At 66.9% G+C, this 13,300-nt stretch carries 9 protein-coding genes; 5 read left to right on the top strand and 4 right to left on the bottom strand.

Annotation, left to right across the window (positions count from 1 at the left end; all coding sequences use genetic code 11):
- Nucleotides 1-78 precede the first annotated feature (78 nt).
- On the top strand, nt 79-2,853 hold the full coding sequence (locus ISP14_RS01035) for a S8 family serine peptidase (protein WP_404535298.1): 2,775 nt from the start codon (nt 79-81) through the stop codon (nt 2,851-2,853).
- Nucleotides 2,854-2,887: 34 nt separating this feature from the next.
- Here the strand turns inward: ISP14_RS01035 and ISP14_RS01030 are convergent, their stop codons facing one another.
- The 4 genes from ISP14_RS01030 to ISP14_RS01015 form a co-directional block, all read right to left on the bottom strand.
- Nucleotides 2,888-3,757: a DoxX family protein gene (locus ISP14_RS01030; protein WP_404535296.1), complete on the bottom strand. Its 870-nt coding sequence runs from the start codon at nt 3,755-3,757 to the stop codon at nt 2,888-2,890.
- Between the two features lie 92 nt (nt 3,758-3,849).
- Complete coding sequence (locus ISP14_RS01025) at nt 3,850-4,665, bottom strand: DeoR/GlpR family DNA-binding transcription regulator (RefSeq protein WP_404535293.1); 816 nt, start codon at nt 4,663-4,665, stop codon at nt 3,850-3,852.
- Nucleotides 4,662-5,885, bottom strand: coding sequence for an amidohydrolase family protein (locus ISP14_RS01020; RefSeq protein ID WP_404535291.1), 1,224 nt, complete (start codon nt 5,883-5,885; stop codon nt 4,662-4,664). The genes ISP14_RS01025 and ISP14_RS01020 overlap by 4 nt, the downstream gene beginning before the upstream one ends.
- Before the next feature lie 169 nt (nt 5,886-6,054).
- Nucleotides 6,055-6,972 (bottom strand): class I fructose-bisphosphate aldolase, encoded by a 918-nt coding sequence (locus ISP14_RS01015; RefSeq protein ID WP_404535289.1) that lies wholly within the window; start codon nt 6,970-6,972, stop codon nt 6,055-6,057.
- 56 nt (nt 6,973-7,028) lie between these two features.
- Here ISP14_RS01015 and ISP14_RS01010 point away from each other — a divergent pair, with 56 nt between their 5' ends.
- The 4 genes from ISP14_RS01010 to ISP14_RS00995 all read left to right on the top strand — a co-directional run bounded on the left by ISP14_RS01010 (nt 7,029) and on the right by ISP14_RS00995 (nt 13,267).
- The gene (locus tag ISP14_RS01010; protein WP_404535287.1) at nt 7,029-8,270 is read left to right on the top strand and encodes an SIS domain-containing protein; all 1,242 of its coding nucleotides are present in this window, start codon (nt 7,029-7,031) and stop codon (nt 8,268-8,270) included.
- Complete coding sequence (locus ISP14_RS01005; RefSeq protein WP_404535285.1) at nt 8,267-9,193, top strand: carbohydrate kinase family protein; 927 nt, start codon at nt 8,267-8,269, stop codon at nt 9,191-9,193. The genes ISP14_RS01010 and ISP14_RS01005 overlap by 4 nt, the downstream gene beginning before the upstream one ends.
- Entirely contained in the window at nt 9,190-10,122 is a 933-nt protein-coding gene (locus ISP14_RS01000) for a 1-phosphofructokinase family hexose kinase (RefSeq protein WP_404535282.1), read from the top strand. Before ISP14_RS01005 ends, ISP14_RS01000 begins: the two co-directional genes overlap by 4 nt.
- A gap of 121 nt (nt 10,123-10,243) precedes the next feature.
- Nucleotides 10,244-13,267, top strand: a complete 3,024-nt coding sequence (locus ISP14_RS00995; protein ID WP_404535280.1) for a TonB-dependent receptor — start codon at nt 10,244-10,246, stop codon at nt 13,265-13,267.
- Nucleotides 13,268-13,300 lie beyond the last annotated feature (33 nt).

Genomic DNA, 13,300 nt, shown 5'->3' with positions numbered 1-13,300 from the left:
CCGGAGTGCCGCCCGCACGCATGCGGGCCAGCGGCCTCCAACTAGTGAATCCGGGGTGGAGCGGTCAGGGGAAAGATCATGAAACCGCATGGGGAAACGGCCGCGCGCGGCCTGCGTTGTCGCCAGCTGGCATATGCCATCGGCCTGACCCTGAGTCTGGCTGCCTGCGGTGGCGGAGGAGGCGGAGGCAACGTCAAGTCGACGCCTACGACGCCGACGTCGTCATCCACCGCGCCGCCGCCGCCGCCCATCGACGCCCAGCTGTCGATCACCAACACCTACGCCGCCCACAACCAGGGCTACACCGGCGCGGGGGTGACCATCGGCGTGGTCGACAGCGGCATCATGTCGAGCAATCCGGCGGTGTCGGGGCGAGTACTGCAAGAGCTGGTCTACGTCGATCCGACGCAGAACAACACCAGCATCCAGGATGTGGTCGGCCACGGTACCTGGGTTTCCGAGATCGCCGCCGGCCAGCCGTTCGGGCAGTTCGCCGGCGGCATTGCGCCGGGCGCCAGTCTGGTTTCGGCCCGCATCATTGCGGACAACGCACCGGACGACAACGGTTCCGCGCCACCGGCACAGGTCACCACCAGCGATGCGCAGTTCTTCGGCCAGGTCAACACCGACCTGATCAATAACGGCGTCAAGGTGATGAACAACTCCTGGGGCGGTATCACCTGGGACACCACCAATGCCAGCCTCAACCAGGCCTTCGATCAGGCCTACACCACCTTCGTGAACCAGCAGGGCGGCCTGGTGGTGTTCGCCGCCGGCAACGATTCGCAGGCCAACCCCAGCACGATCGCCGCGCTGCCCAACGTGGCGCCCGACCTTGCCAAGGGCTGGCTGGTGGCGGTGGCGGTGAACAGCAACAGCCCCACCCAATTGGAAGGCTATTCGAACAAGTGCGGCAGCGCGATGAACTACTGCCTGGCCGCGCCCGGCGACGTGATCGTGCTCGACAAGAACACCACGTCCACCACTGCCAGCCCCTCCTATTACATCGTCGAAGGCACCTCGTTCGCCGCGCCGCAGGTATCCGGCGCCGCCGCGCTGGTATGGCAGGCCTATCCGTATTTCAGCAACGACCTGGTGCGGCAGACCTTGCTCGGCACCGCCACGCCGCTGGGCGGCTCGCAGCCCAACCCCACCTTCGGCTATGGCGAGCTGAACGTGGGCCGCGCGGTGAACGGCCCGATGCAGTTCAATTGGGGCGACGTCACCGTCAGTTTCAGCGGCAATTCGAACTGGAACAACCCGATCTCCGGCGCGGGCGGCCTGATCAAGCAGGGCAGCGGCACGCTCAATCTTACCCAGCCGTCCAGCTACACCGGCCTCACCCAGGTGCAGGGCGGCACATTGACTGCCAAGTCGCTGGCCGGCGCGGTCACGGTGGCCAGCGGCGGTACGCTGGCGGTCGCCGGCAGCAATCTCGCGGTGGGCGGCAGCTACGTGCAAGCTGCCGGCGGCACGTTGGCGGTATCGCTGGGTTCGACCTTGGCTGTGACCGGCACCGCCACGATCGCCGGCAACCTGCTGGTGACCGGCACCAACTCCGGCTACACGATGAACTCGCATACCGTCGTGCTCAGCGCCCAGCAGGGGCTCACCGGCACCTTCGCCGCGGTGAACGCTGCCTCGAACGTGCTGCTCGCCGCCACCCCCGGCTACGACGGCAACAATGCCTGGCTCAACGTGAGCCAGGTGAGCGTGAGCGCGGTGCAGGGCACCAGCTACAGCGTCGCCTCGTATGGCGCGGCGCAGCGGGTGAACGCGGCCTTCGGGCAGATCAATACGCAACTGGCCGGCGCCGCGGCGACCGGCTCGCCGGTGGCCAGCGACTTCGTCGCCGGCGCAGCCACCTTGCAGCAGACCGCCACGCTGGCCAACCTGCAGCAATCGCTGGAAAGCCTCTCCGGCCAGTTGCACGCAGCCAGCGCGGCGATGACCTTCGAGGCGATCGACGCCGGCACGCGCGCGCTGACCAACCATTTCGACCAGATGCTGTCCACGCCGCAGCAACCCGTGGGCGCGTGGGTGCAGAGCCTGGGCTACCAGGGCACCATGTCGCGCAGCGGTTACAGCAACGTGGCCTACGACCTCAACGGCTGGATGGTGGGGCAGGACTTCCGCGTGGATGGCAGCGGCGTGGCTGGTTTCGCCTTGAGCGGCACGCACGGCCTGGGGCGCCTGACCGAAAGCGCGGACCAGGGCTACAGTCGCGCGGTCGAAGGCATGCTCTACGGTGCCGCCATGCGCGGTAACTGGTATGCGATGGGTCGCTTCGGCTTCGGCAGCTACCAGGAAACCATGCAGCGCCAGCTGCAGCTGGGCGGTCAGTCCGCCGGCGTAGGCAGTGAGGGCAGCGGCCGCTACGGCGTGGCCTACGGTGAGAGTGGCTATCGCATGACGCTGGGCAATACCCGTGTCACGCCTTACGCGAGCCTGGAATACGCGCAGATCCAGCGCGACGGTTTCGACGAAACGGGCGGCGACGGCTTCGGCCTGAAATCCAGCGCGCTCACCACCGCGCGCTGGCAGGCCGGCCTGGGCCTGCGCGCCAGCCGCAACTGGCAGCTCGGGCGCGCCGGCAGCCTCGATCTGCAGGGGCGACTGGCGTGGCAGCAGTCCTTCGGACTGCGCGGCGAAGTGTTCGATGCCAGCTTCACCGGCGTGAACCAGTGGGCGCCGCTGGGCGGCATCGGCCTGGCGCGCTACGGCGGTTTGGCCGGCGTCACACTGGACTGGAGCGTGAACCCGCGCAGCGATCTGACGCTTGGCTACGACCAGTACTTCGGCCAGGGCCTGCAGGCGACGATGGCCACGCTCAATTACCGCTGGACGTTCTGAGCCGGGCCGGCGGCAGCGCGCCGGGCCGGATGATTCAGTCCTGCGGACCCAGCGTGGTCCAGCCGATACCGCGATACGAATCCGCGACCGCGGCAGCGCCGGCGGCGATCGCGCTGGACATCAGGAACGCCGACCACGCATCGCTGTCGTGTCCCTGCGCAAGCAAGGGTGGCAGCCAGACCAGCAGCGTGATGATGCCGAGCATCGCCGCTTCCACGGTGGCCGCCAAGCGCGGCCAGAACGCGAACAGAAGGGCGAGCGCCGTGGCAAGGCTGCCCGCGCCGGTCAGGTAAGCCCAGCCGTGCCGCCATGGCAGCCATGCCGGCACGAAGCCGGCGGTGATGTCGGCGTAGACGTAGTGCGAGAGGCCGATGGTCGGCAGTGCCAGCACGAGCAGCAGCCGTGCGTTGCGGATGCCGGCGCGACCCGAAAGGAATCGCCCGCCGGAGGCCGCCAGCGATGCGAACACGGCCCATGCACCGGCAAGGATCACGGCGATCTCGCCGGCGCCTAGCCAGGTCGCTTCCATGGATGGGGCGTAGAGGATGGCGGGGAATTTCAGCAGCGCCATCCACAGCAAGGCGAACACCGACAGCGCGCCCGCGGAAACCTTCGCTGTGCGCGGGACCAGGATGCCGATGCCGGTCGCCAGTTCGAGCAGCGCCGCGAGGTAGACGAAAAGGTCGTGCGCCGGCAGGTGTGCGATCGGGATGCGCTGCCAGGTGCCGGCGAAATCGCCGAAGGCCAGCCCGCGCAGGCCCAGTGCGATCATCACCAGCGCCAGCAATACACGGCCGAGGCCCATGCCGCGCACGGCCGGGGCGTTCGCGCCCACCGCGAGGCATCGCGCCAGCCAGGCGCGAGACTCGGCACGCGCGCCCCCCAGATCGGATGCTGCGTTCATCTACCTGCCCCCTTGCAGAGCCGCATGAGCACAAGCCGCCGAGCCTAGTCGGGCCGTTCCGTCCGGGCAACGGCCACTTGGGGCGATTCGCTTCAGACCAATTCGACCTGCAGGCCGGCGTTGCGCAGCGCCTCGACGATCTCGGCCGGTGCGCTGTTGTCGCTGATCACCTTGTGCAGCTGGCGCACCGGCGCGATCACCGACAGGCTGCGCTGGCCCAGCTTGCTGGCGTCCAGTACGGCGACGGTCTGCCGGGCCACGCGGATCATCAGCGCATTGAGCGCGGATTCCAGCGGGTCGGGCGTGGTCACACCCACTTCGGGATCGAGGCCGTCCACGCCGAGGAACAGCCGGTCGGCGGAGAGTTTCGCCAGCGCGTGTTCCGCGTCGGGGCCGACCAGCGAGTAGGAGGTCTGGCGCAGCAGGCCGCCCAGCATCATCACGCGGATCTGCGGCAGGCCGGAGAGCTCCAGCGCGATGTTCAGCGCATTGGTGATCACGGTGAGCGACTCGAACTTGCGCTGGCGGATCTGCCGCGCGATCTCCACCGTGGTGGAGCCGGAGTCGAGGATGATCGTCTCGCCGTCGCGGATCATTTCCGCCGCCGCCTGGCCGATGCGCAGCTTCTGCGCATGGCGGCGGGTTTCCTTGATGTTGAGCGGGATGTCGCTGCTGACCGGCATCACCGGCAGCGCGCCGCCGTGCGAGCGCACGATGGCCGAGGCATTCGCCAGCGCCTCGAGGTCGGCGCGGATGGTGACGGCGGAGGTGTCGAATTTCTTCGCCAGCTCCTCCACCGTGGCACGGCCGTTTTCTTCGACGTGCTCCACGATCAGGCGGCGGCGCTCGCCTAGCAGCAGGCGGTGGGGGGGCTTGGGGGCGGGTTTGGCGGTCTGGGGTTTGCTCATGCGGGCAGAATATGCAGGAGTCGGGCGGCATTGTCATGATAGACCTTGCGCAGCACGGCGTCCGGCAGATTCAGCCCGTAGATCGACCAGCGCCCCTGGGGCGGGACCGGGGAGGGGGCGTAGTCGAAGTATTCGTCCTCGGTTTCGAGGAAGCGATAGTAGATTTCGTAAAGTTCGTCGCCGAACAGCTGCTGGGGCACGTCGTCGCCCCAGGGCGAGGGCACCGCGTCGGTGCCGAACAGGATGCGGTCCTGGTAGCGGTCGAAGAAGCGCTGGGCGATGCGCGGCTGGCGGCCCAGCTCGCCGATACGGGCGCTGATGTCCACCAGGGTATTGGGGAAGCGCGCGAGGCAATCCTCGACGGCGGCCAGGTTCTCGGCGTTGTTGCCCACGTGCAGCAGCACGAAGGTGGTGTTCGGGTGGCGCGCGATCATGCGGTTGCGCGCTTCGATCAGTTCCTGGTGGCTGGGGAATTCCGGCCCGTAGAACGACCAGTCCGGGTGGTTGGCCAGCTCTTCGTAGCGTTCGTTCTCGCCGTCGGTGGGCAGGAAGAACGCTTCCGGGTCGGAAACGTGCAGGAACACCGGCATGTCGTGCGCGGCGCAGGCTTCCCACATCTGATCGAAGCGACGGTCGTCCACACCGACCAGCGGGCCCTCGTCGATGCGCTCGCGCAGGTACAGGCCCAGCGTCTTGAGCAGCTTCAGACCGCGTGCGCCCACGCGCCTGGCGTGTTCGATCGCATCGGCCTGGCGCTGCGGGTAGTCCGGCTCGGGAAACAGCGCGAACGAGGGTTCGGTCAGGGTGAGGAAGCGCCCCGGCGCGGCCTGGTCGAACAGCCGGATGCTTTCCTCCAGTCCCTTGCCGACGCCGCCGGTGAGGTTTACCAGGGTGCGCACGCCTTTGCGGTCCATCACCGGCAGCAGCGCCTCGGGCGTGGTGAATACGGTGATTTCATCACCTACCGACACGCCGCTGCGCACGTTTTTCGACCAGGTGAGGTGGGCGTGCACGTCGATCACCGGGAAGCGCGGCCGCTCGATGTGCGTCTGTGGCACCCGCAGCATGCTGCGGGGCTTGAAATCCTTCAGCCGCAGCTCGCCCTTGCTGGCATCGGGTGCGGTCTGCAGCGGGTTCTTGCTGCTGGCTTCGATACGCACCGTGCCGGCGCCGGTGGGCGGGGCGCAGCAGAGGCAGGATTTCTGGTGGGTCCGGTTCAATCTAATGACTCGCTTTTTGCGTTCGCCTCCTCTCCCCTCTGGGGAGAGGATTGAGGTGAGGGGCGGGTGCTTGCGGGAAACCATGCTAGTGCAAGCCGCTTCGCTGGAAACATGCCGCAATACTGGCCCCTCATCCAGCCCTCTCCCCGGAGGGGAGAGGGGGCAAGCATCAGCGCGGGTACTTCGCCATGATGTCGTGCGCCTGGCGCACGAGATTCACCGCCTGGTCGAACGGGCGCAGCCACATGTTGCGGCCGAACATCACGCCGTTCGCGCCGCTCTGCATGTAGAACTCCACCTTGCGCAGCACTGCCGCGTCGTCGTCGTTCTTCTCGCCGCCGGAGAACAGCACCATGGTGCGGCCGGCCGAGCGGACCACGCGGGCGCAACGGGCGGCGGCGTCTTCCTGCAGCTTGTCGTAGGGCGCGGGCACATTGGCCACGCTGTCGTTCGGCTCGTGCAGCTTGACGATGTCGGCGCCCAGTTCCAGCGCCACGCGTGCGGCGTAGTCCTGCGCATACAAGGTATTGGTGCCGCCCTTGGCGTTGACCGCGCTGCCGCGCGGATAAGACCACAGCACCAGCGGCATGCCGTAGCGCTCGCAGTCGCGGCGCACCTGCTCGAACTGGCGGAACTCGTCGTGCTGGCGCGGCGAGCCCACATACATGGTGTAGCCCACCGCATCGGCGCCCAGTCGCACGGCGTCCTCCACCGAGGCGAACAGCGGCGAGGTGGCCTCGGCGTCGCTGGCGATGTTGGTCTTGCCGTTGAGCTTGAGGATCAGCGGCACGCGGCCGGCGTACTCACGCATGTACTTCTCGGCCAGGCCGATGCCTAGCGCGATAGCAGAAAAGCCGCCGGCCGCGGCGAGTTCGAACTGGTACGAAGGATCCACGGCCGGCGGGTGGGGAAAGAAGTCGGTGGGGCCATGCTCAAGGCCCTGATCCAGCGGCAGCACCAGCAAGCTGCCGTTGCGCGGACCGGAGCCATACAGCAGGCGCCACAGGCGTGCGCGCTTGCCCTGCGACAGCGACAGTTGCGAAAACTTTTCGGAAGCTTGCGAAGGTACTTGTAAGTTCTGTTTCATTTCGAATACGCTGGTCTGGTGGGCGGATGGCTTCACATTCGAACGAAATGAGTCAAATGTCAATACTTGGAAACAAAACGAAAGCATTCGACGGTTTTGCCGCCCTGGCGGCGGCCTCGCCGGAGGCGCAACGCGAGCGCGGCTATGCCGATACCTTGCGCGAAATCCTGCAGCAGCCGGCGACCTGGCAGGCCACGGCAGCGCTGCTGCGCGAGCCGTCGACGCAGGCGCAACTGCGGGCCGTACTGACGCCGCGTCCTGCGCACGTCGTACTGACCGGTTCCGGCAGTTCGATCTATGCCGGCGAATGCATTGCCCCGGATCTGCAGCAGGCGTTGGGCGTACCGGTGCAGGCGATCGCCGCGGGCACCTTGCTCACGCATTGGCGCAGCGCACTGCCGCCGGGCGGCGGCCTGCTGATCTCGATCGCGCGCTCGGGCGACAGTCCGGAAAGTGCCGGCGTGGTCGATCAGCTGCTGGCCCATGCGCCGGACTGGCGCCACCTCGCCATCACCTGCAATGCTAACGGCAAGCTGGCCACGCAGTACCGCGGCGAATCGCGCTACGGCGCGCTGGTGCTGGACGAGCGCACCAACGACCGCAGCCTGGTGATGACCAGCAGCTTCACCAACCTCGTGCTGGCCGGCAGCGGGCTGGGCGGCCGTGCGGATGGGGCCAGCTGGCCGGATGGCGTGCGTCGCGTCGCCGGATGCGTGCAGCACATGTTCGACACCCAGGCCGATGCGCTGGCGGCCGTCGGCTACGGCAGCTTCGACCAGGCGGTGTTCCTCGGCAGCGGCGGCGCCTTGGGTGCCGCGCGCGAAGCCGCGCTGAAGATGCTGGAGATGACCGGCGGTCGCGTGAGCACGATGGCCGAGACCTTCCTCGGCCTGCGCCACGGTCCGATGTCGAGTCTGGACGAAGACACGCTGGTGGTGGCCTTCCTTTCGCCCGACCCGGCAGTGCGCGCCTACGAATACGACTTGTTGCGCGAACTCAGCCGCAAGCGCCTGGGCCAGGTGCGCGTGCTGGTCGGCGAAGGCATCGCCGAAGACGTGATCGGCGCGCAAGACGTGGCAGTGGACCTGCAAGGCCTGCATGCCGGCGACGACGCGCTGCCGTTGCTGGCCGACGTGGCGGTGGGCCAGACCCTGGCGTTTTTCCGCTGCCTGGCACTGGGCGGCAAGCCGGATGCACCTGCGCAGGGCGTGCTCACCCGTGTGGTCGAGTCGTTCGCGCTGCATGCCGCGGGCGCTCCGCCCGGGCAGTCCGCACAAGGAGAGGAGAGCGTCGCGTGAAGCGCATCCTCATTGCCGGCGAACTCAACGTCGACCTGGTGTTCCGGGATTGCCAGTCGTTTCCCGCGCCGGGGCGCGAGGTGCTGGCCGAGGACGCCATGGTCGTGCCGGGCAGTTCTTCGATGATCTGCGCGATGGGATTGGCCCGGCTGGGCAACCCGGTGGCGTTCGCCGGCAAAGTGGGCGTGGACGGCTGGGGCGGTTTCTGCGTATCGGCGCTGCAAGGCGCCGGTATCGACGTGGCGGCGGTGCGGCGCGATCCCGGCCTGCGCACCGGCATCACCGCCTCGTTCTCGACCAGCACCGACCGTGCGCTGGTTACGTTCGCCGGTGCGATCGGCGCACTGCGCGCCGGGGACGTCGGCGACGAACTGCTGGCCGGCGTCGACCACTTGCACGTGTCCTCGTATTACCTGCAAAGCGCCTTGCGTCCGGAGCTCACGGCGCTGTTCGCGCGGGCACGCGCGCTGGGGCTGAGCACTTCGCTCGATCCGGGTTTCGATCCCGAGCAGCACTGGGGCGACGAATGGCGCGATCTGCTCGCCGGGGTCGACTTGTTCCTGCCCAATGACGTGGAACTCGCCGGCATCAGCGGCTTCGAATCGCCGCTGGACGGCTTGCGCGCGCTCGACAACGGCCGCACCCGCATCGTGGTGAAGCGCGGCCGGCACGGCTGCGCCACGCTGGATGGCGCCGGCGGCCTGATCGAATCGCCCGCCTTCGCGGTGGATGCGGTGGACAGCACCGGCGCCGGCGACTCCTTCGACGCTGGTTTCCTGCATGCCTGGCTGCGCGACCTGCCGCTGGCAGACGCCATGCGCTGGGGCAATGCCTGCGGCGCACTTTCCACGCGCGGCGTGGGCGGTACGGCACGGCAGGCCGACGCGGCCGAGGCGAAGGCCTTGCTTGGGGCCGCACTGTGATCACCGTGCTCGGCATCAACACTGCCATCGACCACCTGATGCAGGTGGACACGCTGCATCTGGGCGAGGTCAATCGCACGGTGCACGAGCAGGTGTTGCCGGGCGGCAAGGGCTTGCATGTGGCACAGACCGTCGCCGCGCTGCGCGAGCCGGTGCAGTTGATCGGCTTGATCGACGCGGCGCACCGCAATCTCACTGCGCGACGCATGAGCGAGCGCGGCGTGCTGTTCCACGGTGTGGAGATCGACGCGCCGCTGCGCCACTGCATCGCGCTGCAGGACGCGCGCGGCCAGATCACCGAAGTACTGGGGCAGGGACCGGAGCTCGGCGAGCGCGATCGCGTGGCGCTGCAGCGCGCGTTCCGCCTCGCGCTGGCGGAAAGCGATCTGGTGGTCTTGTCCGGCAGCCTGCCGCGTGGCCTGGCCGCCGATACCTACGCGGAGTTGGCGCAGCAGGTGCGTGCGGCAGGCAAGCGTTGCCTGGTCGACGCCAGCGGTGAGGTGCTGCGACAGGCGGTGTCGGCGCAGCCGTTCCTGCTGAAGCCGAACCGCGACGAGGCCGAGGCGCTGTTTGGCCGTCCAGTCGGCGACCTCGAAGCCGCCGTTGCCGCGCTGCGCGAATTGTCCGCGCGCGGCGTGGCGATGCCGGTGCTGAGCCTGGGCGCGCTGGGTGCGGTGGGCATGGACGGCGACAGCGTGTGGCATGCCGCGGTCGAGCTGGAGCAGGTGCGCAACACCGTGGGCTCGGGCGACTGCTTCCTCGCCGGCATGGCCGTGGCCATCCGGCGCGGCGAGCCGCTGCCCGAGGCCTTGCGCCTGGCGGTGGCCTGCGGCGCGGCCAACGCCATGGATGTGGAAACCGGTTACGTACGTCCGGATCAGGTCGAGGCATTGCTCGGCCGGGTGCGGGTGAAGGAATGGACGCGCTGAGTATTGGCGGAGCCAGCTTGCCGATGAGGATGAGCCATCGGTGTTCGAACCATTCGCGGGGTGCGGGGGTGCAGTCGCTCGCGGATATCCATAAGCGGTTCATTCGTTCAGAGGGGCGGTCATGAAAACCAGTAAAAACATTCCATTGAGGCAGACCGGCTTGGCCACGGCGCTGGGTCTGCTGCTTGCATCGACGGCCGCTTATGGCCAGTCCACCACCGGCAGCATTTTCGGCCACGCGCCGGTGCAGGCAGGTGAGAGCGTGATGGTCAGCAACGGCGCGGGCCTGACCCGTACCGTCGGCATCGACAGCCAGGGCAGGTACAACGCCAGCCAGTTGCCGATCGGCACGTACACCGTGAGCCTGATGCGCGACGGCCAGGTCATCCAGCAGCGTGACAACGTGGCGCTGAAGGTGGGTGCCGGCTCAGAGGTCTCTTTCAGCGCGGAAGCCGCTGCGGGTGGCGCGGCAAACGCGAAACAGTTGTCGGGCGTGAGTGTGTCGGCCAATGCCTTGCCGCCGATCGACGTCAGCTCGGTGGACTCGCGCACGGTGGTTACCTCGCAGCAGCTGGCTGCGCTGCCGCTGCCGCATTCGGCCGAAGCGGCGGCTTTGCTCGCTCCGGGCTCGGTGTCGAACGCCTCCGGTGCCAAGAGCACCACGGGCAATCCGCTGATCAGCTTCGGTGGCGCGGCGGCCCCTGAGAACGCGTATTACATCAACGGCTTCAACACCACCGACCCCAACGGCACCCAAGGTGGCCTCACCTTGCCGTACGGCTCGATCGATCAGGAAGAGGTCTACACCGGCGGCTATAGCGCCCAGTACGGCCGTTCCGACGGCGGCGTGCTGAACATGGTCGGCAAGAGCGGCACCAACGAATGGCATTTCGGTGGCCAGTACCTCTACCAGCCCGAATCGCTGCGCAGCAACCAGGTCGACACCTACTACGCCAACGGCTTGCCGCCTTCGCCCGTGGCCGGCGGCCTGTACCAGCCCAACAGCAAGGACCGGCAGTGGGAGTCGATCTACGACCTCTATGTCGGTGGCCCGCTGATCAAGGACAAGCTGTTCTTCTTCGCCTCGATCGAGGCGAGCACCGAGAGCAACTACAGCGTCAATCCGGTGACTTCCGGGACTTCGGACCACACCACCACGCACCTCCCGAAGTACTACGCCAAGATCAACTGGAACATCAACGCGAACAACCTGCTGGAGCTGACGGCTGCATCGAGCAAGCAGCAGCAGAACGGTTCGATCTACAACTACAACTACGCCAACCTGAGCGACAGCTCGTTCCGCGGCTACCAGCCGAGCACCAAGTCGGGCGGCAACCTCTGGCTGGGCAAGTTCACCAGCTACATCACCGACAGCCTCACCTTGACCGCCTTGTACGGCAAGATGAACACGTTCGCCTACTCGATCCCGGTCGCTTATGACCCGAGCAACCCGTTCATCAACGGGGCGACCAACCAGAACCCTGCCTACAACGGCGGCGTGCCCAACAACGGCGTGCAGACCATCGGCTCGCTGAGCAATCCGCACTATCGCAGCGACAACCTGCGCCTGAGCCTGACCTACACGCTGGGCAACCACACCATCACCGGCGGCATCGACAACGTCACCTACGGCGCTTTCAATGCAGGCTCTGCTTCGTCGGGTCCTGGCTATACCTGGTCCTACGACTACACCACGACGCCCACCGCGCCGATATCGCCGGGCCTCGGCGTTCCGGCGATTGCCGGGTTCCCCAATGGCGCGTCGGGTTACTACGTCGAAAAAGACGTCTTCAACAACCTGTACCGCCTGAAGGCCTACGAGGACGCCCAGTATCTTGAAGACCAATGGCAGGTCAACGACCGCTGGCTGGTGTCCATCGGTATCCGCAACGATACCTATATCAACAAGATCAACGCGGAGCAGGAACCCTACATCCGCCAGACCAAGCCTACCTGGCAGCCGCGCATTGGCTTCAGCTGGGATGTGAATGGCGACGGCACGTTCAAGGTGTATGGCAATGCCGGCCGCTACAACCTCGGCACCCCGCTGGCATCCGGCAATGCCGCCAACGGCTATACCAGCACCCAGCAGTACTTCACCTACAGCGGCATCGCCGCCAACGGCGTGCCGACCGGCCTGACCCAGGTGTCGGTCCCGGTATCGGCCAATGCGGCCTTCGGCCAATTGCCCGATCCCCGTACGGTCACCGCGACAAGCCTGAAGTCGCAGGAGCAGGATGAGTTCATCCTCGGCTTCACCAAGACCGCCGGCGACCATTGGGTGTACGGCTCCAAGTTCACTCGTCGCCTGCTGCGCCACGACATCGATGACTACTGTGATCTGGCCACCGTCTCGGCCGTGGCCGCGCAGCAGGGCATCACCGATGTCAACCAGTCCACCTGCTACTACATCAACCCCGGCGAGGCGAACACCTTTGCCGTACAGGATCCCACCGGCGCATTCCACAGCGTGACGCTGAGCAACGCCCAGATGGCGTTCCCGCACATGGTCCGCAGCTACTACTCGCTGGAAACCTTCCTGGAGCACCCGTTCGACGGCAAGTGGTACGGCAAGGTCGATTACCTGTTCTCGCGTAGCTACGGCAACACCGAAGGCCAGAGCGAGACGGACATCGGTTCCAGCGGCGGCACCCAGAACACCGACTGGGATTTCCCGCAGCTGATGTATTACGCAAATGGTGCGCAAGGTAACGATCACACGCACCAGATCAAAGCATTCGGCTATTACCAGATCACGCCGGAATGGCAGGTCTCCGGCAACCTGGAACTGGTCTCGGGCGGACCGAAGTACTGCCTGGGCCTGTACGGTCCGAACCAGGGCGATCCGGTGGGTTATGGCTCGCTGTATCCGTGGTGCAACGGCCAGCCCTCGCCGCCGGGCGCCAACGGTCGCCTGCCGTGGATGAAGGAGCTTGACCTGGGTGTGCATTACCGCCCGGCCTTTGCCGACCACAAGCTGGCGTTGAGCGTGGAAGTGTTCAACGTGACCAACAGCCAGGTGGCGCTCAACCGCAACTGGCAGCTCAACGCCAACGACACCGGCACGCCGAACCCGCTGTACGGCACCCCGGTGCTGCTGCAGCAGCCGCGCTACGTGCGGTTCGGCATCACCTACGACTACTGAGCATGGACAGCGGCTTGCTGCCCCGATGGTGGC

Source organism: Dyella agri, from assembly GCF_044904705.1.
In the GTDB taxonomy this organism is placed as follows: Bacteria; Pseudomonadota; Gammaproteobacteria; order Xanthomonadales; family Rhodanobacteraceae; genus Rhodanobacter_A; species Rhodanobacter_A agri.
The sequence above is the reverse complement of the archived record's forward strand: the minus strand, read 5'-3'. Positions and strand labels throughout refer to the sequence as shown.